The organism is Nocardia sp. NPDC050799 (assembly GCF_040654015.1).
GTDB lineage: Bacteria > Actinomycetota > Actinomycetes > Mycobacteriales > Mycobacteriaceae > Nocardia.
Map to the genome: position 1 here is coordinate 130,469 of NZ_JBFAHF010000016.1, position 20,520 is coordinate 150,988.

The window sequence follows — 20,520 nt, forward strand, 5'->3', positions numbered from 1 at the left end:
CCGTGAAAAAGATTGTCCTGGCCGCCGCTGCCGTCGTTCTCCCGTTCCTCTCCGCCACCGCCGCCGGCGCCGAACCGGTCCCGGTGATCCCCGAACCGCCGGTGGCGGCCGAGCAGGATCCGGTGCCTTCCGGGCCGCTCGGCAGCACGTTCCCGGTCCGCACCGGCGGCGATATGGCCGTCACGATCGAGCCCGCCGACGCGGTGGTCGAGCCGCGCGCCGACGGCCGGCGGGTTCTGGTCTACGACGTGACCGCGGAACAGACCGCGGGCAGCCCCTACTTCCTGCCGACACTCGACCTGCGCATGGTGACCGCCGACGGGACGACGGTGTATCCGCTCACCGATGTCCCCGGCGAATTCCCGGCCGGGTTCTTGGAGCCGGGACAGCCCCGCCACGGGTTGGTGGCCTTCGGCATCGACCAGCAGCAGACACCGGATCGGATCATCTTCGCCACCAGCGACTATTTCGTGCAGAGCAGCTGGACCCTCTGACCCGTCCCGGCGGTTACTCGAGTTCGCCCTCGGTCTCCAGATACACCTGGCGCAGCCGGTCCAGCGTCTCCCGCTCGGGGCTCGCCCACATCCCGCGTTCGGCCGCCTCGAGCAGACGTTCGGCGATACCGTGCAACGCCCACGGATTGGACTGCTCCATGAACTTGCGGTTCGTCTCGTCGAACACATAGCTCTCGGAGAGCTTCTCGTACATCCAGTCGGCGATCACATCGGTGGTGGCGTCGTAGCCGAACAGGTAGTCCACGGTGGCCGCCATCTCGAAAGCGCCCTTGTACCCGTGCCGGCGCATGGCCTCGAGCCAGCGCGGATTGACCACCCGGGCCCGGAAGACGCGCGTGGTCTCCTCCGACAGCGTGCGGGTGCGGACCGCGTCCGGGCGGGTGCTGTCGCCGATATAGGCCTCCGGGTTCTTGCCCGTCAGGGCGCGCACCGTGGCGACCATCCCACCGTGGTACTGGAAGTAGTCGTCGGAGTCGGCGATATCGTGCTCGCGGGTATCGGTGTTCTTCGCGGCCACCGCGATTCGGCGGTACGCGGTACGCATATCGTCGGCCGCCGGGGCGCCGTCGAGGTCGCGCCCGTAGGCGTAGCCGCCCCAGGTGGTGTAGACCTGCGCGAGATCGTCGTCGGTGCGCCAGCTCTTGGAATCGATCAGCTGGAGCAGTCCCGCACCGTAGGTGCCCGGCTTCGATCCGAAGATACGGGTGGTGGCCCGGCGCTCGTCACCGTGCTCGGCGAGATCGGCGCGGGTGTGGGCGCGGACGTAGTTGGTCTCCGCCGGCTCGTCGAGTTCGGCCACGAGCCGGACCGCGTCGTCGAGCAGCGCCAGCACGTGCGGGAAGGCGTCGCGGAAGAATCCGCTGATCCGTACCGTCACGTCCACGCGCGGCCGGCCCAGTTCCGCGGGATCGATCACCTCGAGGGTGGTGACCCGGCGGCTGGCCTCGTCCCAGACCGGGCGCACCCCGAGCAGGGCGAGTACCTCGGCGATATCGTCACCGGAGGTGCGCATGGCCGAGGTGCCCCAGACCGACAGACCCACCGAGCGCGGATACTCGCCGTGGTCGGCCCGATAGCGTTCGAGCAGAGATTCGGCCATGGCCTGCCCGGTTTCCCAGGCCAGCCGCGACGGTACGGCCTTCGGGTCGACGGAGTAGAAGTTACGGCCGGTCGGCAGCACATTGATCAGGCCGCGCAGCGGCGAACCACTCGGGCCGGCCGGGATGAAACCGCCGTTCAGCGCGTGCAGTACGCGGTCGATCTCGACCCCGGTCCCGCGCAGCCGCGGCACCACCTCGGTCGCGGCGAACCGCAGCACCGCGGCGACCGCCGCGCGATCTCCACCGGCCGTTTCGAACAGTTCGTCCGCGTGCTCCTCGACGAGCTCGTCCACGGCCTCGGGCGCCCACCCGGAGGCCTGTAGCGCGACGATCAGTTCGCGGGCGCGGGCCTCCACCGTATCGACCCGCTCCCGCGCCTCGCCGCCGGATTCGCTGAGCCCCAGCGCTTCCCGCAGCCCCGGTACCGACATCTCCCCGCCCCACAGCTGCCGGGCCCGTAGCATGGCCAGGACCAGGTCGACCTCGCCGTCACCGGCCGGGGCGCGGCCGAGAATATGCAGGCCGTCGCGGATCTGGACATCCTTGATCTCGCACAGCCAGCCGTCGACGTGCAGCAGCATATCGTCGAAGGATTCCTCGTCCGGGCGTTCGGCCAACCCGAGATCGTGGTCCATCTTCGCGGCGCGCATGAGCGTCCAGATCTGCTGCCGGATGGCGGGCAGTTTGGCCGGGTCCAGCGCGGAGATGTTCGCGTGCTCGTCGAGCAGCTGTTCGAGACGGGAGATATCGCCATAGCTCTCGGCGCGCGCCATCGGCGGGATCAGATGATCCACCAGGGTGGCATGGGCGCGGCGTTTGGCCTGGGTGCCCTCCCCCGGATCGTTCACCAGGAACGGGTAGATCAGCGGCAGGTCCCCCAGGGCGGCATCGGTACCGCATGCCGCGGACATGCCCAGGGTCTTGCCGGGCAGCCACTCCAGATTGCCGTGCTTGCCCAGATGCACCATCGCGTCCGCGCCGAAACCCCCGGACGCGGGGTCGGTGGACAGCCACCGGTAGGCGGCGAGGTAGTGGTGGCTCGGCGGGAGATCGGGGTCGTGGTAGATGGCGACCGGGTTCTCGCCGAAACCGCGCGGCGGCTGCACCATGAGCACCACATTGCCGAATCGCAGGGCGGCGATCACGATTTCGCCACGCGGGTCGGCGGAACGGTCCACATAGAGCGCACCCGGGGGCGGCCCCCACGCCTCGACGACAGCGGTGCGCAGCTCCTCGGGCAGCGTGTCGAACCAGGCGGTGTAGATCTCGGCGCCGATTCGTATCGGGTTGCCCTCGAGCTGTTCGGCGGTGAGCCAGTCCGGATCCTGGCCACCGGCGGCGATCAGCGCGTGCATCAGCGCGTCGCCGTCGCGTTCTTCCAGGCCCGGGACCTCACCCGGGGCACCGAGATCGTATCCGGCGGCACGCAATTCGGTGAGCAGCGCAATAGCGCTGGCGGGCGTATCCAGCCCGACGGCGTTGCCGATACGGGCGTGTTTGGTCGGGTAGGCCGACAGCATGAGCGCCAGGCGTTTGCGGTCGGCGGGGATATACCGTAGCCGTGCGTGCCGCACGGCGATCCCGGCGACCCGGGCGGCGCGTTCGGCGTCGGGCACATAGGCGGACAGCCCGTCCTCGTCGAACTCCTTGAAGGAGAACGGCACCGTGATGATCCGGCCGTCGAACTCCGGGACCGCGACCTGGGTCGCCACGTCCAGCGGGGACAGCCCGTCGTCGTTGGCCTCCCACTGCGCGCGGCCACTGGTCAGGCACAAGCCCTGCAGGATCGGGACATCCAGTTCGGCCAGCGCGCCGATATCCCATGCCTCGTCGTCACCGCCCGCCGCGGCCAGCGCCGGTTTACTGCCGCCGGCCGCCAGCACGGTGACCACCAGCGCGTCGGCCTGCCGGAGGGTGGCGAGCAGATCGGGTTCGGCAGTACGCAGGGAGGCGCAGTAGACGGGCAGCGGTACTGCGCCGGCGTCCTCGATCGCACCGCACAGCGCGTCGATATAGCCGGTGTTCCCGGCCAGATGCTGGGCCCGGTAGTAGACGACGCCGACCGTCGGTTTACCGGCCACCGGTTCGGGATACCGCGCGGCGCGTTCGAGCCGGCCCCAGGCGGGCAGTTGCACCGGCGGTTCGAACCCGTGCCCGGTGAGCAGGACTGTATCGGAGAGGAAGTTGTGCAGCTGGCGCAGATTCTGCGGTCCGCCGGCCGCCAGGTAGTTGTGCGCGTCGGAGGCCACGCCGACCGGGACGGTCGAGCACTCCATCAGTTCGGCGTCGGGAGCCATCTCGCCGCCGACCGCCACCACCGGCACCCCGCTCGCCCGCACCGCGGCCAGGCCGTCCTCCCAGGCCCGCTTGCCGCCGAGGATCCGCACGATCACCAGATCGGCGTCCGCGAGCAGGCCGGGCAGATCCTCCACCAGCAATCGGGCCGGATTGGCCCACCGATACTCGGCGCCACTGGCGCGCGCGCTCAGCAGATCGGTATCGGAGGTGGACAGCAGCAGAATCACAGCGATGACCTTCCTGGGGTGACGCGCCCGTGGGGGGTTTGTGTGCTCGCCGGAGAGGGTCTGGCTGTGTCAGTGGCGCGACCGCACCGGAGTTCCACCGGTTTCCTCGTCACCCGTCGAGCCCCCGGATGCTACCGCGAGCACCGGGGCTGTCCGTCACCACACCGGCGAGCGGCACGACAGCGGAGCCCGGGACCGTAGCCGCCCGACCGCGCGGTGATCCCGAGCCGGGTCCCGGCTTCCGGATCGTTCCGGCCGGTGCACAGCACCCGCGCGCACGTACTTGCCGACGCTGCTCGTTTCGGGTTGGCTTCCTGCCATGACCGACGACGCGGGTACGCAACTGTTCCACCAGTCCATGCCCTTCACCGAACGCCTCGGCGTGGAGGTGCTCGAACACGGTACCGGGTTGGTACGCAGCCGCATTGCCTGGGACGAGACACTGTGCACCCTGGGCGGTGCGCTGCACGGCGGCGTGTTGATGGCGTTGGCGGATTCGACCGCGGCGGTCTGCGCGTTCCTCAATCTGCCCGACGGCGCCCAGGCGACCACCACAGTCGAATCGAAGACGAACTTCCTGCGCGCTGTGCGGTCGGGTCATGCCGAGGCGTCGTCCCGGCCGCTGCACGCCGGGCGGTCGTTCATCGTCGTCGAGACCGAGATCCGCGACGACGCGGGGAAGCTGGTGGCGAAGGTGACGCAGACCCAGGCGGTGCGGTAGCCCGGCGTCCGTAGACTGGTCGGACCATGGCACGTACCGATCCTGATTCCTGCCCCGGTGTCCTGCGCCTGCACGAGGCCGCCGACGGCCCGCTGGCCCGGGTCCGGGTGCCGGGCGGGGTGCTCGCGCCGGAGCAGTTGCAGACCCTCGCCGCGGCCGCCGCCGAGCTCGGGGACGGGAATATCGAGCTGACCTCGCGCGGCAATGTGCAGTTGCGCCGGATCCGGGACGCCGACGCCCTCACCGAACGGCTGGCCGGTGCCGGGCTGCTGCCGAGCCGGACCCACGAGCGGGTCCGCAACATCATCGCCTCGCCCCTGTCCGGCCGGGTCGGTGACCGCCCCGATATCCGGCCGCTGGTGGGCGCCCTCGACGCGGGGCTGCTCGGCTCGCCCCGGCTGGCCGGACTCCCGGGCCGCGTCCTGTTCACCCTCGACGACGGCCGGGGCGATGTGACCCCGCTCGGCCCGGATATCGGCCTGCACGTGCTCGACGGCGACCGGTCCGCCCTCGTGCTCGCCGGGCGGGACAGCGGTATCCGCGTGACCACCGCCGAAGCGCCCGAGGTGCTGCTGGCGGCCGCGCACGGATTCCTGGCACTCGCCGACGGGCAGTGGCGCCTGCACGAGGTCGCCGACGGCGCCGCGCGGCTGGCCGCGCTGCTGGGGCTCGAACCCCGGCCCGACCGGCTGGAGTTCACCGGGCCCGGGGACCCGCCGATCGGCTGGCTACCCCAATGCGACGGTCTCGTCGCGCTGGGCGCGGGTGTCCGGCTGGGCTCCCTGCCCGCCCGCGCCGCCGAATTCCTCGCCGCGGTCGAACGCCCGATCCTGCTCACTCCGTGGCGCAGCCTGATCGTCACCGATCTGGAGGAGTGGCCCGCCGAACAGGTCGTCCGGGTGCTGGCGCCGATGGGCCTCGTCTTCGACGCCGAATCACCGTGGCTGCGGATCACCGCCTGCGCCGGAGCGCCCGGGTGCGCGAAATCGCATACCGGCGTCCGGGCCGACGCCGCGGCCGCTGTCGAATCCGGCCGGACGGATACCTCCGACGCCGGCGGCTCGGATACGCCGATCCCGGCCGCCGAGGTCACCACGGCGGGGCGGCAACATTGGTCGGGGTGTGAGCGCCGCTGCGGCCGGCCCGCTGCGGCGGTCACCGAGGTGACCGCCGGTCCCGAAGGCTACCGGGTGATACCGCCGCGCATCTGAGCCGCCGCACCGCGGGGTGCCGCGGCCGCCCTCGGCGGACCGCCCTACTGATGCTGCGATGTCGAGGATTTCTCGATCGGCCGCGAGCGACGGTCCCCGTCGTCCTGGGTGCCGTGGCTGGCCACCAGCAGCACCACGATCAACAGCCCCATCACCGCCGCGACGGCCAGCGCGGCCGACGGTTTGCGCAACTGCTCGGTTTCCTCGCGCACCGACATCTCCTCCGGCAACAGCACGACGGGTTCGGCGGCACGGCGCTCGGGACGCACCGCGACTGCTGGACACCCATTCGACCGAATCGTATTCCCGGTGACGAACGACGACCTGCCTTGCGGCTCCTGAACTGTGAGCATGCGGAAATCGTATCGACGTGCGACCGGCAGATTTTCGGAAACTTCCCGGCAATGGGAAATTTACTTTGTAATAACGCGGAGGTGTCCCAGGTCACGTATGCGCCGGTCAGCGGCGCGGAGCCGGGAACAGCAGGCCCACAACGTAAATCAGGCCGCTGTGACGTACGGTACGCTGTTCGGCCGCCGCCGACTTTGTGTCGCAAACCATAGATCAACCGGCCCGGACGCGCCGGACACCCGCGTAGGCACGCGGGGCGTATCGCAGGCGATCAGGCAGCAACGGCCAGACCGTACGTACCGCCGCCGCGAATATTTCGAACAGCTTCTGGTCCACCGCCGTCCAGCGCAGATCGAGGATCTCGCGGGCACGTTCGGGCATGAGCGCATTGGCGAGCCAGACATTGAACGCCATCACCGGCCGCCAGATCACCGACCACACCGGTTCCGGGACACCGGGCAGCGCCGGGATGCGGGCGCTGCCGAGCCGGAGCGCGAAATCGGTGGTGGCGTTGGCCTCGAGCACCTCGTCGATGGTGCGGTGCCAGTACTCCTCGAACTCGGCGTAGTTCGCCACCAGTACCCGGTCGGACAGTCCGTACATCCGCCACCAGGTAATGCCCTCGGCGATCAACCGATCCTTCTCGGCGGCGGTGAGCGGGGTCCCGAAATGCTCGTTGAGGGCGATGGTGAGTTCGACGAAGGTCGCGTGGGTCCACCAGTACACCTCGGGGTTGAGCGCGTGGTAGCGCTCCCCACGGGAATCGGTGCCCTTCAACGGGCGATGGTAGTCACGCACCCGGGCCGCCTGCGCGTCGCTGTCGGCGTCGTAGATCATGCCCTGAATCTGCGGCAGGGAGCGGATGAGCCGGTCCCACGGGTCGCGGAAGAAGTTCGAATGGTCCTGCAGGGCCGCACCCACCGCCGGATGCATGTTCTGCAGGATGCCGGTGCGGCCGAGGAACAGCATGTTTCGCAGGTCTCCGGCGTACTCCCAGGTCAGTGACCCGGGTCCGATCGGTGCCCCCACGAGACGGGATATGGCGGCGGTATCCGGAGCACTCACGATCTGACCTCCTTGTCGAACGGCGCGAAACTCTGAGACGAATAGTAGGTCATCATCTCAGTTTCTCGCCGACCGAGGGCGGCGGGCATCTCGCCGGATGGATTCCGCGACGCCCACCGCCGTCGTGTCGTATGGTCGTCTGGACTGATGTCCATACAGTTGTGCATACAGCCGGGCCCGGTTACTTCACGCGCCCGGAGCGGTAGGAGAAAGCAGGTGCACCGATGAAGACCAAAGGCGCTCTCATCTGGGAATTCGACCAGCCGTGGCAGATCGAGGAGATCGAGATCGGCGATCCCCGCAAACACGAGGTCAAGGTCCAGCTGGAAGCGGCCGGAATGTGCCATTCCGACCACCATCTGGTCACCGGCGGTATTCCGATGATGGGATTCCCGGTACTCGGCGGCCACGAGGGCGCCGGCATCGTGACCGAGGTGGGCGCAGGCGTGGAGGATCTCGCGGTCGGTGACCACGTCGTCATGTCGTTCATCCCGTCGTGCGGGAAATGCAAATCCTGTCAGGCGGGTCTGCGCAACCTGTGCGATCTCGGCGCACTCCTGCTCGCGGGCACCTCGGTGACCGACGGATCGTTCCGGATCCAGGCCCGCGGCCGCGACGTCTACCCGATGGCCCTGCTGGGCACCTTCTCCCCGTACCTGGTGGTGCACCAGAGCTCGGTGGTGAAGATCGACCCGTCCATCCCGTTCGAGGTCGCCTGCCTGGTCGGTTGCGGTGTCACCACCGGATACGGATCCGCCGTCCGCACCGCGGATATCCGGCCGGGCGAGGATGTCGCGATCATCGGCCTCGGCGGCGTGGGTATGTCCGCGTTGCAGGGCGCGGCCCACGCGGGCGCCCGCTACATCTTCGCGGTCGACCCGGTGCCGTGGAAACGCGAACAGGCCCTGAAGTTCGGGGCCACCCACACCTACGCCACCATCGAGGAGGCGACCGCCGGCTGCGCCGAGGTCACCTGGGGCGGTATGGCGAAGAAAGTGATCGTGACCGTCGGCGAGGTGCACGGCGAGGACGTCGACAGCTGGATGGGTATCACCGCCAAGGCCGGCACGTGCGTCCTCACCGCCATGGGCAGCCTGACCGAGAACAAGACGACCCTGAACCTGGCCATGCTCTCGCTACTGCAGAAGAATCTGCAGGGCACCATCTTCGGTGGCGGCAATCCGCACTACGACATCCCGCACCTGCTGTCGATGTACCAGGTCGGCAAGTTGAATCTCGACGATATGGTTACCCGGCAGTACCGGCTCGAGGACATCAACGACGGCTATCAGGACATGCTGGCCGGCCGCAATATCCGCGGCATCATCCGCTACACCGACGCGGACCGCTGAGCCGCCCGGACCGCCGGCGCCGGCCGCGATCGGACAGTGACGAGGAGGACGGGTGAGCTACCGGGTCGTGCAGTGGGCCACCGGATCGGTCGGCCGGGCCGCGCTGCGAGCCATCATCGACCACCCCGAACTCGAGCTGGTGGGGTGCTGGGTGCATTCGCCGGACAAACGCGGCCGTGATGTGGGTGAGATCCTCGGCCGGGCGCCGGTCGGGGTGCGGGCGACCGACAGTCTCGACGAGATCCTCGCACTGCCCGCCGACGCCGTGGTCTACGCACCGCTGCTCCCGCGCGCGAAGGAGGTGGCGGCGCTGCTGCGGTCGGGGAAGAACGTGGTGACGCCGGTCGGCTGGTTCTATCCCGACGACGAGCAGGCCGAACCGGTTCGGCAGGCCTGTCTGGCGGGCGGGACCACGTTGCACGGCACCGGAATCGACCCCGGCGGGGTCACCGAGGTGTTCCCGCTGATGCTGTCGGCCATGTCCGCGGCGGTCACCTTCGTGCGCGGGGAGGAGTTCTCCGATATCCGGACCTACGGCGCGCCCGATGTGGTGCGCCACATCATGCGGTTCGGTGCCACCCCCGCCGAGGCCGCCGCGGGCCCGATGCGGCAACTGCTCGACGGCGGGTTCCGCCAATCGGTCCGAATGATCCTGGAGACGCTGGGATTCGGCGGGAACCCGGAGATCCGCACGGTGCACGAGACGGCGGTCGCGACCGCACCGATCGAATCACCCATCGGCACCATCGAACCCGGGCAGGTGGCCGGCCAGCGTTTCCACTGGGAGGCCGTGACCGGCGGCGAAACCGTCGTGCGCATCGGCGTCAACTGGCTGATGGGCCAACAGCATCTCGACCCGCCGTGGACGCTCGGTGCCGAGGGCGAACGGTTCGAGATCGAGATCGACGGCGACCCGGGCGCGTTCGTCACCATCCGCGGGTGGCAATCCGAACCCGGTGACCCGCCGGAGGCCGAGAATCCCGGGATCGCCGCGACGGCCGCGCACTGCGTCAACTCCGTCCCGTACGTCTGCGCGGCCGAACCCGGTATCCGCACCTCGGTCGAACTACCGATGGTGGCGGGCCGAGCCCATCCGCGGTTCGCGACCGGGTCGCGGTAGGCGAGTAGCGGACTACCGGGTGCGCCGCAACGCCAGGACCGGGATGGTGCGGAAGCCGGCCGTCTTCTGCTCGTATTCGGCGAAGCCGGGATAGCGGCGCGCCTGTTCGCCGTAGATGCGGTCGCGCTCCGCGCCGGTCACCTCCGTGACCGTGACGGGGTAGGTCTCGGTGCCCCGCTCCACTGTGGCCTCGCCGGCCACGGTCAGGTTGTGGTACCAGTCGGGGTTCGTCGGCGCACCCGCCTTGCTGGCGAATACGTAGACCAGGCCGTCGGGATCCTGTTCATCGGCCAGGTACATCATCGGGGTCACCGATTCGCGGCCGGTGCGCCGGCCGCGATGGTGCACCAATGCCAACGGGGCACCCTTGAAGAACCCGCCGACCCGGCCCTCGTTGGCCCGGAATTCCGTGATGATCCGGTCGTTCCAGTCGTCTGCCATACCCGGCATTATGCAGCGGACCGGCAGCCGGTTCCGTACTCCCGGCCACGCGTCGCAACACGAGCCATGACCGCCGAATACGGTGTGGCGTCCCGGATCTTCGTGCTCGTCACGCTGCTCGGCTGTTTCCGCCGCCACGGCGGACGCCCCGTCGGCCCGGAAATCGAACTGGCGGGCGATCTGCCCCTGCTCCGGCGGTGAACAGCAGCGCACCGGACCGTGGGAGGAATTGGTATCCGCGGCGATCACCGCGGTGCGGCGGTCAGCGCAGGCACAGCGGCGTGATATCGGAGCGGCCACCGGTGGTGGGCGAAGTCAGGTACATGCAGGGTGTCTGTCCCGCGCCGCTGATGGCGGACTTCACCTGCTCCCAGGTCGGCGCGTCGAGAGCGGCCGAGCGGGCCAGCACGAAACCCGACAGGCGGCTCGGGTCGGTCACCAGCGCCCAGGAGTAATCGGGGGCCAGCGCGGTGACGATGTAGTTCGTCGGGCCGTCGAGCATGTCCTGGTTCGGCACTCCGGGGAAGCTGACGTGCAACTGCGCGCCGGTCACCGGGTCGTTCACCTTCGCGGTGCCGCGTATCTCGTTCCGGCCGCCCGCCCAGGTGGTACACGAATTGTGCACGGCGACGTTGCCCTGCGGATCGAGTGTGTACTGCGCGCGGGTGTCGCGCGCACAGTCGAGATTGAACGGCTGGGGTACCGCGGCGAGCTGGTTCCAGTCGCCGAGGTACCGGTTCAGGTCCAGCGCGGGGACCGGGGCGGGGCCGGGCGGCAGCGGCGGCTGGGCGACCGCGCCACCGGCGGCCACGACACCGAAGGCCAGCAGGGCGGCCACGAGGCCGGTGGTGCGGCGAACTGCGCGATGTGCTGTCACGAAAACTCCTCGCGTTCGGCGGTGTGTGACCACACTAACCCATATAGATGCATAATCGATGCGTATCTATCCGGTGCAGGAGAATCGATGGTAGCTATGGGATTCGCCCGATTCCCGGGCGCGGCCACGGCGTGTCACGGACCGGCCGTGGCGACCCGCCCGGCAGTGCTGCTGTGGTCGTGCGGCCGGGACGTCTACGGCTCCGCCCGACGCGCACCGACGCGGACGACCGCTTGCCGGGATATCGCCTCGGGTCTCGATATGGACCTCACACCGGCCCCGGCCGCCCTACCGGTGGCCACGGGCTGCCGGGCGCTCTCCGATCTGTCCGACGCCGGGGTCCTCACCGCCGTGGTGCGCGACCGGCCGCAGCGCACCGAGACCGTCGCGGTGGCCGCCGGCCGGGGCCTGCTGTTGTGCGGCGCGGCGGGCCCGACCGCGTCGAGGACACGGTGAACACGGCCGTATGCCGCCGGCGCCCACGCCGAAGTCCCGGGTCCGCCCCGGCCGGCGAATCGGAACAGGCAGAATAAGACGATGCCCGACGGTTCCACCCCCGCCTCCGACGCGGCCGGCTACACCGTCCGCGCGGTCGCCGAGCGGCTCGGTATCCCGACCGCCACCCTGCGCAGCTGGAACCGCCGCTACGAGATCGGCCCCACCGGCCACCGGCCGGGCACCCACCGGCTGTACACCGAAGCCGATATCGCGCAGCTCGATCGGATGCTCGGACTCATTCGTGGCGGCGCCACCCCGGCCGGTGCCGCGGCCGCGGTGCGGGCCCCGGCCGTCGCCCCCGGCGACCTGTCCTCGCTGCTGACCGCCGCCTTCGCCCTCGACTACGGGTCTTTGACAGCGCAATTGGCCGGCGCGCTGCGGACCTACGGCGTGATCGACACGTGGGAACGACTGTGCCGCCCCGCTTTCGCCGAGATCGTCGCCCGCCAGCTGGGCGGCGAGGGCTGTATCGATGTCGAGCACCTGCTCTCGTGGTGCATCAACTCGGCACTGCATCGCAACAACCCGCCGGACCGGCTGCGCCCGCGACCCATCGTGCTCGCCTGCACCGGCGGTGAATCCCACGCGCTCCCCCTCGAGGTGCTGCGGGCCGCACTGGCCGAGCGCGAGATCGGGGCACAGATGCTCGGAGCGGATGTGCCCACTACCGCCCTCGCCGACACTCTGGCGCGACTGGACCGCCCGGCCGACCTGGTGCTGTGGTCGCAGCACGAGTCGACGGCGCTGACCTCCAGCGTGCGGGCGGGAACCGACGCCGGCGCGCAGGTCTTCGTGGGCGGCCCGGGCTGGGACGCGGTCATCCTCCCGGGGGCGGTCGAGCGCCTGGCGAGCCTTCCCGAGGCGGTCCGGCGACTCGGCTGAGTCCCGTCCCGCCCACTCACCCACCCCATCCGTCCGGCATCCCGGAAACGGTGAACCTCTCCGCGACCGCACGTCCGGTCGACCGCGGAGCGGCACCCGGTTGCCCATCTACCATGAAACGATGCATACTCGATGCAGATGTGACCGGTGGTCGCCGAGCAGAGGAGCATTATGGCCGAGCAGCGCGAACCGAACCGGTCCCGGCCCCGGGCCACGCCTGTGGCAAGCACGATCCGAGGGGTATATCGACAAGACGAGCACGCTCGGTTTCGACCCCGTGTTCAGGCCCAGAACTCCTGAAGCTGTCCCGAGCCGCAAGGTATTCAGGTCGTTGAGGCGGAGGGTTTGGCGGCGCGGGGACGTCCGCCGACAGACTTCTTGTCCAGGTGGCCGTAGAGGGTGCCGCGTTTGACGCCGAGAATGTCGGCGATCTGCTGCGCGGTGTGCTGGCCTTCGTCGTAGAGCCTTTGCGCTTGCTCGATTTGCTGGGCGGTGAGCTTAGCGCGACGGCCGCCCTTACGCCCGCGGGCTCGTGCGGCGGCCAGGCCGTCTTTAGTGTTCGCGACGATGAGTTCTCGTTGGAGTTCGGCAAGCACGGACAGCATCCCGAACATAGCGCGACCTTCGGTGGTCGCGGTGTCGATGCCCTGCTCGGTGACCTTCAACCCGATCCCACGCTCCTGGAGCTGCGCGCCGAGCTGGATCAGGTTCAGCACGGAGCGGCCGAGCCGGTCGAGTCTGGTGATGACGATGGTGTCGCCTTTGCGGGCAATCTTGAGCACCAGGTCCAGCTTCGGCCGCGAGGCTTTCGCTCCGCTGGCTTTGTCGATGTGGATGTCGTCGGCGGCGACGCCGGCTCGGACGAGGGCATCGATTTGGTGCACGGGGTTCTGGTCGGTGGTTGAGACCCGCCCGTAGCCGATGAGCATGTGACGAAAATATCCGATTTGAGCGTTTGCCGACGTTGAAATCCGGCACGGGCTTCCGACAGTCGTCACCTGGGCGTTTGAGTGGGGGCTGTCAAGTGTCGGCAGACGGTCGATTGCCGACACTGCGGCGGTCAGGACCAGCCTCCGAGAGGAAAGTCAAATCCCCCGTTGCCTCCGAATCCGCCTCCCCAGCCGGATGAACCGCCTGGGGAGGCGGATTGGGGCAGGTGGATAACAGCGTCGTCTTGGCGGAGGACATTACCTCCCGCGTCGTGGTAGTCGCGGAGGTCGGCGAAGAAGGTTTCACCTGCGGCGTTGTTGTTGCGTGCCGCAGTGGCGAGCATGTTGGTGGTCTCGGTGCCGCCGATGAAGCCGACGGTGGTGGTCGGATACGAGCTGGCGTGCAGTATCGCGCCGGCTGCGGGCTGGCCATCCACTGCCATGTCGGCGGTATGGAAGCTGCCGAGCAGGGCGGTGACTTTGGCGTCAGGGTTCTGGGACACGATGCCGGTGATGGTGTCGGCCATATGGCTGTCGCGGGCTCCTGCGGCCAAGGGCACGGATTGATCCAGGTCGAGCGGGACGATTTTGATGCCCTCGGCGCTCATGGCCCGGATGGTCTGCTCGTATCCTGCGTTCCTGAACGGGCCAACGTTGACGCCCGTGAGGTCGACTGGTCGCCCGGCGTTGAGTTCGTCGAACGCCGGGTGCGCGGGTGCCTCGATGCCGTAGTGGGTGATTCCCGCTTCCTTCATGGCCCGGGCCTGTCCGGTCAGGAAGTCCCGGATCGGCGTGTTGGCGTGGTTTTCGCCCAGCAGGACCACGCGATTGTTGCCGACCACCGTATTCCAGTCGACCGATTGGCGGTCGGCCACGACACTGTCGATAGGGTCTGATGAGAATACCGGCGGGGCTTGGTCGGTGTGGGTGGGCTGTTCGGCCCTGCCGATGTCGTTGGCCGGGGACTGTCGGGGGGCAACCGGTGCCGTTGGAGCCCCTTCTTTCTCCAGGACATGCTGGCGCCATCGGTCGTCGGACATCCACCCGTACGGTTCCGACGGCCCCGGTTTGGGGGGAATACCGGCTTCGCCGCTACTCGCCGATGGGACCGACCTTCGGATCGGGGTGGCGGACTGGACATCTGTTTCCTCGAAGCCGTCGGCCGCCCGATTGGATATGGTGCCGAATCCGTCGTATCGCCCGGCCACGGCCTCGCCGGCCTGCGGAATGCCCGGCCGGTCGGCCATGCCCGCGAGCCTGTCGGCCATATGTTTGAGTAGTCGTTCCAGTTCCTTGTCCATGATCTCCCGTCCATGATCTCCCGTCCGGGGTCACGCGGCCCGGGCGAGGCCCAGGCGACGGTTCATGTCGAGCATGAAGCGGCCGTAGGGATTGATGTTCGTCCAGAACAAGGCCGACAATCCACGGCGTTCGTTCTCGCCCATCAACTCCCGGAACGCCGGTTCTTCGAGCACGGTCTGTAGCAGCAGGGTCTGGACGTAGACCAGTGAGGATTGCAGCAGGTGTAGCGCCAGCATCGACACTTCCGCGTGTTCGCGGTCGGGGCCGGTGAGAGCGGCGTCCTTGCCGTAGAAGATGAGTCCGTTGCCGGAGTTCCAGTTCTCCACCACCTGCAACCCGCTGTCGATCTCGCGACGCAACTCATCCGACGCGAGGTATTGGCAGGCGAAGATCGTGCGCACCGCTCGACCGAGCTCTTCCAACGCCTGATACGTCGGGTGCTTGGGGCCGCCACGGGTGAAACGCCGCAGGATGGACTCTGACTCGGCGGTGCCCAACCGTAACGCGGTGGCGTACTTGACCATCTGATCGTATTGCTGAGCGATCAACTCCCACTTGATCGGCCTGGTCAGCACCGACCCGAGATGCCCGTAGGTCGTCCGATCGTCGGGCCGATACAAACGGATTGAGCCGATGTTCTTCAACCGCGGCAACAGCCGGAACCCCAGCAACTCGGTGAACGCGAACCCGACGACGCTCGCACCGTGAGTATCGACGTAGTTGGAGTCGATCTCCGCGTCGGTGCAGTGTCGCAACAGACCCTCGATCATGGCCGCCACCTCCGACGACGAACACGACTTGAGCTGCGAGTAGATGCAGGCTCGATGCCGTTCGACATGCCAGTAGATCATCACCCCAGGCCCGCCGTAGCGCTGGTGATACTCGGTCATGAAGTTCGACTCCCAGGAACCGAACTTCTTCGAGTCGCTGGCACACGCGGTGCCCGTGCCCCACCAATCCGGATCGCGGTCGGCGAACGTGGCGTTGACCAGCTTCGCTATCGCCCGACGCAGGTTGTCGCGGGTGACGAAGTGTCGGCGCACGTGCCGCAGCATCGGCTCGGTCTCGTCGTGCTCGCCGGTGTTCACGATGGCCTTGATACCCATGTTCGTTCCCAGGGCGAACAACACCAGCAGCAGCCTGCGGCGCAGGGTATCGCGGTCCATCGCTTCCCGCGAGGCGACCGAGGTGAACTCTGGGGTGAAGTCGGTGAGCAGGTCGGCCTCTTTGAGCACATCGAGTAGGTCGATGGTGCCCCACCGGCGGCCCACCTCCTCCTTGATCCTCACCAGGTTCTCCGGCTCGGGCAGTTTCGCCAGCTTCGGGACCGTGATCCACGTTTCGCCCTTGCGTTTCCCGATCCGGACCCCGCCCGTCGTGCCCCCGGCAATGCCCCGGTCCAAGCTTTCCAGAGCGGCGGTCAGTCGACTTTGCATGTCGAGGATGAACGCGCTCGAATCCAGCGGCTGACGGATCGCGGCGTAGTGGACCTCGCGGGCCTGGTCGAAGTCTCCGGGCAGGTCATCTTCCGGGTTGCGCCACTGGTTCGCGCCATCGACATAGATTTCGCGGCGCCGCAACGCGTCCCGCAACGCCACCAGCACGCACAGTTCGTACGGGATGCGTTCGACCCGTTCCTTATCGTCGACCACGGCCTCACGCCATGCTTTGGGGACCACACCGTCCAAGGGCGCGAGAACGTGCTTGTCGTAAAATCTGACCTTGCCGTCGATGGTCGCGTACCGCTGCAACAGCTCCAACGCGACCATCACCGGCCGGTAGGCGGTGTTGTTGCACCGGAAGTCCAACGCCGCCAACAGCGGCGGCAGCATCTTCCGATAATGGTTGGAATACGAGCTGCGCAGCACCGTCCGCACCCGCTCCTGGAAAACCTGCTCGTTGGCCTTGGCCTCCTTGACCAGCTCCCGCAACGTCTTCTCCCCGACCACCGGGAACAACGCCTCGCGCACGATGTCGTCGGGGTGATCGACAGAGGCCTCGGCCAGCTTGAACAGGATGCCTTCCTTGCCGCGGACCCGACGCAGATCAGCGGTCAACTCCCGCTCCACCCGCCGATCAGCGCGAGCGTTGATCCGGTGAACCAGGCTGATCAGCAACTCCACCAGGGCGTCGGTGATCTCCGAGGACCGCATCCAACACAACGCCGCCAACAGCGTCAACCGCACCGACTCCGGGGCGTCACGCAAGTCGGACGGGAACATCCTGGCAGCGCGTGCCCGCCAGGCGTCGACCAACTTCTCACTCACGTCGGCGAACAGCTCGGCAGGCAGCGTCAGCGACCGCACGGCCGTCAGCTTCTCGATCTCTCGCAGTAGCGTCTCCAAGCTCACCTTGCCGGGATCGACTTTCAACTCCGCCAACAGATTCCGACCACTCGCCGACGGCCTCGCGTTCTCCGCGACCAGCGCGCTCAACGCCTCAACCGACGCAGCGCTCAACCGGGACACCGTGCGGTCGCAGAACCGCTTCTCGAATGTGGCCCGCGCCGAACCAACGATCCGATCAGGGCGGCCCGGAGGCTCAACACGCTCCGCGCGGCACCGCACCGTCAACGCCTCATGCAGCTGCTCGTCGCGCAACTCGACAGGACAGACCTCCGCTGCAAGCCAGTCGGCCAACTTGTCCTCATCGGCGCGGGCGAACTCCCGAAACCCGAAGGCGTCGCGCACCTGCGCTCGGTGATACTCGATCGTTCGCCCCGACCACCGATACGCGGCGAACTCGCCGGGATCGACCTTCACCTGCCCCGCGATGTAAGTGACGACCGCCGGAGGCACCTCGTCGGCACTACGCGGGAATCGCGCCTCAAGCTCAAAGAACTTCAGCAACACGCCGAATCCGAGCCGAGTAGCGCCCGACTTGTTGCCCACCAACCGCCAGTCGTTGCCGACCAGCGTCCACGACCCGATCAGATCCTCGGGCGACCACTCCTGACGCACAAAACGGAACCATATGGCAGCCAGCGCCTACCGGCGCGTTACTTTGCGGCTCGGGACAGCTTCAGGAGTTCCGGGCCGTTCAGCGCATGTGGCGGTTACCTCCGGCGTATGCCGGCACGGGCCGCCGCAGCGGCTATCCGGAGGTCGGGCAGTTCGTGCCGGCGAGACGAGGCGAGGTGTGATCCGATGATCCGTACAGTCGACGCTCTGCTCGACCGGGCCATAGTGCCCGGCTACACCCGCCTCGGATACCACCTGCGCAAGGTCTGCTGGACCCGTGACGATCCGCCCACCGGCGCCCTGCACGGCAAAACCGCCCTGGTCACCGGCGCGACCTCAGGAATCGGCACATCGATCGCCACCGGCTTCGCGGGCTTGGGCGCCCGCACTGTGCTCGCGGTCCGGGACCCGGCCCGCGGCGAGCGCGCCCGCCGGCGGATCCTCGACGCGGTCCCCGGGGCGCAGGTGGAACTCGCGATATGCGATCCCGCCGAACCCGGCAGTGTCGACGCCTGCGCCCGGGCCCTGCACGACCGCCACGACGTGCTGGACGTACTCGTCCACAATGCGGGGAGACTGCCCGGAGACCGCACCGAGAACTCCGCCGGGCACGAACTGACCCTGGCCACCCATGTCCTCGGCCCGCTACGCCTCACCGACCGGCTCGCTCCGCTGCTGGCCGCCTCCGGCGACGCCCGCATCATCTTCGTGGCCTCCGGCGGGATGTACACGCAGCCGCTGCCGTTCCGGGATCCGCAATATCGCCGCGGCGAATACCGGGGCGCGACCGCCTACGCCCGCACCAAGCGGATACAGGTGGCGTTCGGGCCGCTGCTGGACGGACGTCTCGCCGATCACGGGATCAGCGTGCACAGTATGCATCCGGGCTGGGTCGCCACACCGGGGATCACCGCCGCCGTTCCCCGCTTCGGTTCCGCGCTGCGCCCGGCGATGCGCACCGCCGTCGAGGGCGCCGATACCGCGGTCTGGCTGGCCACCACCACCCCGGCACCGCTGTCCGGTCATTTCTGGCACGACCGGCGTATCCGTGACGAACACTATCTGCGCCACACCCGCTACCCGGAGAGCCATCTGCTGTCGCTGTGGGAGTACTGCCTCGACGCGGCGGACGTGCCGTTGCACCCGCACCGACCATCGATCCGCCCGCGCCGGGCCCGGCGGATACCGGCAACCGATGAATTCCGCACGCCCACGCCGTCGTCACAGTGAGCCCGCGTGGATCTCGTTGCGAGAAGGAGTCCCGATGCCGGATACCGATCACGACCCCGCCGCCCCGCGGCGGCTGGCGCAGCATCCGACCGTCCAGCGGATGGCCGGCCGTGAGCGCGAAAAACCCGACCCGGTCCTCGCCGCCGACCGGCTCCGCGAGATCTGTCTGGCGGCCGGCGCCGATGACGTGGGGTTCGTCGCCGTCGAGGAACCGCGGGTGGCCGACGAACTAGCGCACGCCCGGGCGATCCTGCCCGCCGCACGCACATTCGTCTCGTTCTGTGTGCGGATGAACCGGGACAATCTGCGCAGTCCGCAGCGCAGTCTCGCCAATACCGAGTTCAATCACGCCGACGACGAGACCAATGCGGTATCCCGCCGGATCACCCGCGCACTCCAGGACGCCGGTTACCGCGCGGTCTATCCCGCGCCGGGATATCCGATGGAAGTGCAGCAGTTTCCCGGGCGTATCTGGGTCATCGCGCACAAGGTGGTGGCCGAAGCCGCCGGGCTGGGCGTCATGGGCATCCATCGCAATGTGATCCACCCCCGGTTCGGCAATTTCGTCCTGCTCGGCACCGTGGTCACCGACGCGGTGATCGACACCCCGAGCGCGCCGCTGGATTTCAATCCCTGCCTCGAATGCAAAATGTGTGTCTCCGCCTGCCCGGTGGGAGCGATCACCCCGGACGGGGGTTTCGATTTCCAGGCGTGCTACACGCACAACTACCGGGAATTCATGGGCGGCTTCACCGATTGGGCGGAAACCGTCGCCGACAGCGCCGACCGCGACGATTACCGGCAGCGGGTCACCACCGGGGAATCGTTCTCGATGTGGCAGAGCCTGTCGTTCAAACCGAACTACAAGGCCGGCTACTGCATGGCCGTGTGCCCGGCCGGCGAGGACGTGATCGGCGCCTACCTCGACGATCGCCGAGCCCACCTCGACGAGGTGGTCCGGCCACTGCAGAGCAAGACCGAGCCTGTGTACGTGCTACCCGGTTCGGCGGCCGAAGAGCATGTCGCGCGCCGCTTCCCGAACAAGACACCGCAGCAGGTCACCAATGGTTTCCCGGACGAGGTCAACGATCTGCTCGACCAGATCGGCCCGCGCCCGCGGGGCGGCGCCGGCGGGACCGCGTAAGCCCGGTCCGCTCCACCGGTGAGACGGGTGCCGCTTCGTCACCGATATCGACACCACCCGGGAACAATTGTGGACACGTTCCTCGGGGTCCGGGCGGCTGCGCTGGAGCAACCACCTCGGTACCGGTCTGCTCACAGTGTCCTTCGACGACCCGGCCCGGGCCTGGGTCGTCCTCGATATCTCCCGACCGCACCACACCGGGCAGGAGATCGTCGACCAGTGGTGGGTGGCGGCCCCGCTGTGACCCGGGTACCCCGGTGACCGAGGCCCACCCGCACCGGCCCGATGCGCTCGGCC

Annotated in this window: 19 protein-coding genes; 11 read left to right on the plus strand and 8 right to left on the minus strand. The window is 68.4% G+C overall.

The window, feature by feature from the left end:
• Window positions 1–2 precede the first annotated feature (2 nt).
• Window positions 3–494 (plus strand): hypothetical protein, encoded by a 492-nt coding sequence (locus AB0H42_RS18565; RefSeq protein WP_357057232.1) that lies wholly within the window; start codon window positions 3–5, stop codon window positions 492–494.
• A 13-nt stretch (window positions 495–507) separates the two neighbouring features.
• Here the strand turns inward: AB0H42_RS18565 and cobN are convergent, their stop codons facing one another.
• A complete protein-coding gene (gene cobN / locus AB0H42_RS18570; protein ID WP_357057234.1) occupies window positions 508–4,140 on the minus strand; it encodes a cobaltochelatase subunit CobN in 3,633 nt (1,210 codons plus the stop codon).
• Between the two features lie 319 nt (window positions 4,141–4,459).
• Between cobN and AB0H42_RS18575 the strand changes: the two genes are divergently transcribed.
• Together AB0H42_RS18575 and cobG are read left to right on the plus strand one after the other, a co-directional pair.
• The gene (locus tag AB0H42_RS18575; RefSeq protein ID WP_357057236.1) at window positions 4,460–4,861 is read left to right on the plus strand and encodes a PaaI family thioesterase; all 402 of its coding nucleotides are present in this window, start codon (window positions 4,460–4,462) and stop codon (window positions 4,859–4,861) included.
• A 26-nt stretch (window positions 4,862–4,887) separates the two neighbouring features.
• On the plus strand, window positions 4,888–6,072 hold the full coding sequence (gene cobG / locus AB0H42_RS18580; protein ID WP_357057238.1) for a precorrin-3B synthase: 1,185 nt from the start codon (window positions 4,888–4,890) through the stop codon (window positions 6,070–6,072).
• A 44-nt stretch (window positions 6,073–6,116) separates the two neighbouring features.
• On the opposite strand, the gene AB0H42_RS18585 is transcribed toward cobG, so the two are convergent.
• Window positions 6,117–6,425, minus strand: a complete 309-nt coding sequence (locus AB0H42_RS18585) for a hypothetical protein (RefSeq protein WP_357057240.1) — start codon at window positions 6,423–6,425, stop codon at window positions 6,117–6,119.
• 211 nt (window positions 6,426–6,636) lie between these two features.
• Entirely contained in the window at window positions 6,637–7,488 is an 852-nt protein-coding gene (locus AB0H42_RS18590) for an oxygenase MpaB family protein (RefSeq protein ID WP_357057242.1), read from the minus strand.
• Between the two features lie 224 nt (window positions 7,489–7,712).
• On the opposite strand from AB0H42_RS18590, the gene AB0H42_RS18595 reads away from it, so the two are divergent.
• Window positions 7,713–8,840 (plus strand): NDMA-dependent alcohol dehydrogenase, encoded by a 1,128-nt coding sequence (locus AB0H42_RS18595; protein WP_357057244.1) that lies wholly within the window; start codon window positions 7,713–7,715, stop codon window positions 8,838–8,840.
• Between the two features lie 52 nt (window positions 8,841–8,892).
• Window positions 8,893–9,960, plus strand: a complete 1,068-nt coding sequence (locus AB0H42_RS18600; protein ID WP_357057246.1) for a dihydrodipicolinate reductase — start codon at window positions 8,893–8,895, stop codon at window positions 9,958–9,960.
• Window positions 9,961–9,972: 12 nt separating this feature from the next.
• Here AB0H42_RS18600 and AB0H42_RS18605 read toward each other — a convergent pair whose 3' ends face one another.
• Window positions 9,973–10,401 (minus strand): nitroreductase family deazaflavin-dependent oxidoreductase, encoded by a 429-nt coding sequence (locus AB0H42_RS18605; protein WP_357057248.1) that lies wholly within the window; start codon window positions 10,399–10,401, stop codon window positions 9,973–9,975.
• Window positions 10,402–10,467: 66 nt separating this feature from the next.
• Between AB0H42_RS18605 and AB0H42_RS18610 the strand changes: the two genes are divergently transcribed.
• Window positions 10,468–10,602, plus strand: coding sequence for a hypothetical protein (locus AB0H42_RS18610; RefSeq protein WP_357057250.1), 135 nt, complete (start codon window positions 10,468–10,470; stop codon window positions 10,600–10,602).
• Window positions 10,603–10,663: 61 nt separating this feature from the next.
• Here the strand turns inward: AB0H42_RS18610 and AB0H42_RS18615 are convergent, their stop codons facing one another.
• The gene (locus tag AB0H42_RS18615; RefSeq protein WP_357057315.1) at window positions 10,664–11,212 is read right to left on the minus strand and encodes a lipocalin family protein; all 549 of its coding nucleotides are present in this window, start codon (window positions 11,210–11,212) and stop codon (window positions 10,664–10,666) included.
• Between the two features lie 153 nt (window positions 11,213–11,365).
• On the opposite strand from AB0H42_RS18615, the gene AB0H42_RS18620 reads away from it, so the two are divergent.
• On the plus strand, window positions 11,366–11,734 hold the full coding sequence (locus AB0H42_RS18620; RefSeq protein WP_357057252.1) for a hypothetical protein: 369 nt from the start codon (window positions 11,366–11,368) through the stop codon (window positions 11,732–11,734).
• 81 nt (window positions 11,735–11,815) lie between these two features.
• Window positions 11,816–12,658, plus strand: a complete 843-nt coding sequence (locus tag AB0H42_RS18625) for a MerR family transcriptional regulator (protein ID WP_357057254.1) — start codon at window positions 11,816–11,818, stop codon at window positions 12,656–12,658.
• Between the two features lie 323 nt (window positions 12,659–12,981).
• Here the strand turns inward: AB0H42_RS18625 and AB0H42_RS18630 are convergent, their stop codons facing one another.
• The 3 genes from AB0H42_RS18630 to AB0H42_RS18640 form a co-directional block, all read right to left on the minus strand.
• Window positions 12,982–13,587: a recombinase family protein gene (locus AB0H42_RS18630; protein ID WP_357057256.1), complete on the minus strand. Its 606-nt coding sequence runs from the start codon at window positions 13,585–13,587 to the stop codon at window positions 12,982–12,984.
• A 131-nt stretch (window positions 13,588–13,718) separates the two neighbouring features.
• Window positions 13,719–14,888: a hypothetical protein gene (locus AB0H42_RS18635; RefSeq protein ID WP_357057258.1), complete on the minus strand. Its 1,170-nt coding sequence runs from the start codon at window positions 14,886–14,888 to the stop codon at window positions 13,719–13,721.
• Between the two features lie 30 nt (window positions 14,889–14,918).
• The gene (locus AB0H42_RS18640) at window positions 14,919–17,849 is read right to left on the minus strand and encodes a Tn3 family transposase (protein WP_357057260.1); all 2,931 of its coding nucleotides are present in this window, start codon (window positions 17,847–17,849) and stop codon (window positions 14,919–14,921) included.
• 186 nt (window positions 17,850–18,035) lie between these two features.
• Here AB0H42_RS18640 and AB0H42_RS18645 point away from each other — a divergent pair, with 186 nt between their 5' ends.
• The 3 genes from AB0H42_RS18645 (at window position 18,036) to AB0H42_RS18655 (ending at window position 20,467) form a co-directional block, all read left to right on the plus strand.
• Window positions 18,036–19,079: an SDR family NAD(P)-dependent oxidoreductase gene (locus tag AB0H42_RS18645; protein WP_357057262.1), complete on the plus strand. Its 1,044-nt coding sequence runs from the start codon at window positions 18,036–18,038 to the stop codon at window positions 19,077–19,079.
• Between the two features lie 34 nt (window positions 19,080–19,113).
• Entirely contained in the window at window positions 19,114–20,223 is a 1,110-nt protein-coding gene (locus AB0H42_RS18650; RefSeq protein WP_357057264.1) for a 4Fe-4S binding protein, read from the plus strand.
• Between the two features lie 67 nt (window positions 20,224–20,290).
• On the plus strand, window positions 20,291–20,467 hold the full coding sequence (locus tag AB0H42_RS18655; RefSeq protein ID WP_357057266.1) for a hypothetical protein: 177 nt from the start codon (window positions 20,291–20,293) through the stop codon (window positions 20,465–20,467).
• Window positions 20,468–20,520 lie beyond the last annotated feature (53 nt).

What these genes read in the sequence shown, in the direction of transcription:
- AB0H42_RS18575 (WP_357057236.1), top strand. Translation starts at nt 4,460, where the DNA reads ATGACCGACGACGCGGGTACGCAACTGTTCCACCAGTCCATGCCCTTC.
- cobG (WP_357057238.1), top strand. Translation starts at nt 4,888, where the DNA reads ATGGCACGTACCGATCCTGATTCCTGCCCCGGTGTCCTGCGCCTGCAC.
- AB0H42_RS18585 (WP_357057240.1), bottom strand. Translation starts at nt 6,425, where the DNA reads ATGCTCACAGTTCAGGAGCCGCAAGGCAGGTCGTCGTTCGTCACCGGG.
- AB0H42_RS18595 (WP_357057244.1), top strand. Translation starts at nt 7,713, where the DNA reads ATGAAGACCAAAGGCGCTCTCATCTGGGAATTCGACCAGCCGTGGCAG.
- AB0H42_RS18605 (WP_357057248.1), bottom strand. Translation starts at nt 10,401, where the DNA reads ATGGCAGACGACTGGAACGACCGGATCATCACGGAATTCCGGGCCAAC.
- AB0H42_RS18610 (WP_357057250.1), top strand. Translation starts at nt 10,468, where the DNA reads ATGACCGCCGAATACGGTGTGGCGTCCCGGATCTTCGTGCTCGTCACG.
- AB0H42_RS18620 (WP_357057252.1), top strand. Translation starts at nt 11,366, where the DNA reads ATGGTAGCTATGGGATTCGCCCGATTCCCGGGCGCGGCCACGGCGTGT.
- AB0H42_RS18625 (WP_357057254.1), top strand. Translation starts at nt 11,816, where the DNA reads ATGCCCGACGGTTCCACCCCCGCCTCCGACGCGGCCGGCTACACCGTC.
- AB0H42_RS18630 (WP_357057256.1), bottom strand. Translation starts at nt 13,587, where the DNA reads ATGCTCATCGGCTACGGGCGGGTCTCAACCACCGACCAGAACCCCGTG.
- AB0H42_RS18635 (WP_357057258.1), bottom strand. Translation starts at nt 14,888, where the DNA reads ATGGACAAGGAACTGGAACGACTACTCAAACATATGGCCGACAGGCTC.
- AB0H42_RS18645 (WP_357057262.1), top strand. Translation starts at nt 18,036, where the DNA reads ATGATCCGTACAGTCGACGCTCTGCTCGACCGGGCCATAGTGCCCGGC.
- AB0H42_RS18650 (WP_357057264.1), top strand. Translation starts at nt 19,114, where the DNA reads ATGCCGGATACCGATCACGACCCCGCCGCCCCGCGGCGGCTGGCGCAG.